A 1,928-nucleotide genomic window follows, 5' to 3' on the forward strand; every position below is an offset into this window, starting at 1 on the left:
TTGAACCGAGTGGAGGTGAGAGACCACCACCGCCTGGCTGTCGCAGCAGCCAGGTGAAGTTGAGGGCAGCCTGAACTCCGGGATGGGAGCGAGGGCGGGAAGCAGCCCTGACAACGCCGAGACGATTCCAGTACTGCCAGATGGGTCGGGCTCGGCTAACACGACGGAGAGGTACACGCATAGGAACCAGTGTCCGAACGCTCCTCAAGTCAGACCACCGACTCGAAATCTGGTGGATCGGGGTCGGGTTGCATCGCAGACCGAGGCTGGTGTGCCAGTCGAGGGAACTTCCGGATCGGAGAATGTCGCCGGTCCGGGAGGCCATAGTGAAAGCCTGCGGCGTAGCTATGGCGAGGATGCAGGAGTAAAGCTGGGTACCGATCCCGTCAATCGGTTGAATAGTGAACGTGGGAACCCCGCCGCTGGTCCCTGCTGACCACGGATTCCATGCGTGGTCGGCAGGGAAGGTCCGTCGCCGACTGATACCAGTGGTGTGGGGGCGGAGAGTCCGTAGTAGTCCGAGGTCGGGAAAGCCGACCACATGGCGAAGGGACTCAGTGCCGATTCCGCAATGAAAGTAGGGATGAAAAGGAGGGACACCGGTGAATACGGGTGTGTCGGGGCCAGTCGATATTACTTCGGCATGGCATCGAGTACTTACGATCCAGACGAAATTGCACCAATGGGCGCGCACCGATCCGGGGCGTGTCTTCGATGATGTGTTCAACCTTGTCCACGATCCGGCCTTCCTCGTAGCAGGGTGGGATCGAGTGCGGGGTAACAAGGGCGGTCGGACTGCTGGAGTCGATGGGGTCGCACCCCGGTCCCTGCTTCATGGTCAGGCCGTTGAGGTGCTCACTATGATTCGCCGCCAGGTGAAGACTGGTGAGTTCCGACCCTTGCCGGTGCGTGAGCGCAGGATCCCGAAGTCGAATGGGAAGACTCGTTCGTTGGGGATTCCAACGCTGGCCGACAGAGTGGTGCAGGCGTCGCTGAAGTTGGTGCTGGAACCGATCTTCGAGGCGGACTTCTATCCGTCCTCGTATGGGTTTCGGCCGCGTCGGCGTGCGCAGGACGCGATTGCTGAGATTCATAAGTTCACGTCGAGGCCTTTGAATTATGAGTGGGTCTTCGAGGCTGATATCACTGCGTGTTTCGACGAGATCGATCACACTGGTCTGATTCAGCGTTTGCGTGAACGAATCACGGACAAAAGGGTCCTGGCTCTGGTCAGAAGGTTCCTCAAGGCAGGCATCCTCAGCGAGGATGGTGTCAATAGGAACACTCACACCGGCACCCCGCAAGGAGGGATACTTTCACCACTTCTGGCCAATATCGCCTTGTCTGGGCTTGATGATCACTTCCAAAAGAAGTGGGAGTCGCTGGGTCCGAGCTGGACGCGAGCGAAACTGCGCCGTAGGGGCATCCCGGTGATGAAGCTGATCCGGTACGCGGATGACTTCGTTGTCCTTGTCCACGGTTCGGTCGAGCACGTGGAGGCACTGTGGCACGAGGTGGCTGAAGTGCTCGCGCCGATGGGTTTGCGCCTATCGGTGGAGAAAACGAAAGTGACTCACATTGATGAGGGGTTCGACTTCTTGGGCTGGCGCATCCAGCGTCGGATGAAGAGGGGAACCAGCGGTCAGGCTCAGGTGTATACGTATCCGTCGAAGAAGTCTCTGGCTTCGATCAAGGAGCGTATTCGCGGTCTGACTCGCAGAGCGCAACATCGGACGCTGGCCGATCTTCTCCGCCGGGTGAACCCGGTGTTGAGAGGGTGGTGTGCGTATTTCCAGCATGGGGTGTCGAAAGCGACATTCAGTTACGTTGACCATTACGCGTTCTGGCGGATCGTCAATTGGTTGAATAAGCGTCACCCCAAGCTGAATAAGCATACTGTGGTGCGTCGTTTCCTCCCTGGATGGGAG

1 protein-coding gene is annotated in these 1,928 nt (G+C 58.6%); it reads left to right on the forward strand.

Annotated features, from left to right (window positions below; translation table 11 throughout):
• Window positions 1-602 precede the first annotated feature (602 nt).
• Window positions 603-1,928, forward strand: a 1,326-nt coding sequence (ltrA, locus tag BLIN9172_RS17680) for a group II intron reverse transcriptase/maturase (RefSeq protein ID WP_101556175.1), incomplete at its 3' end; no start/stop codon positions are given.

Source organism: Brevibacterium linens ATCC 9172, from assembly GCF_900169165.1.
Lineage (GTDB): Bacteria > Actinomycetota > Actinomycetes > Actinomycetales > Brevibacteriaceae > Brevibacterium > Brevibacterium linens.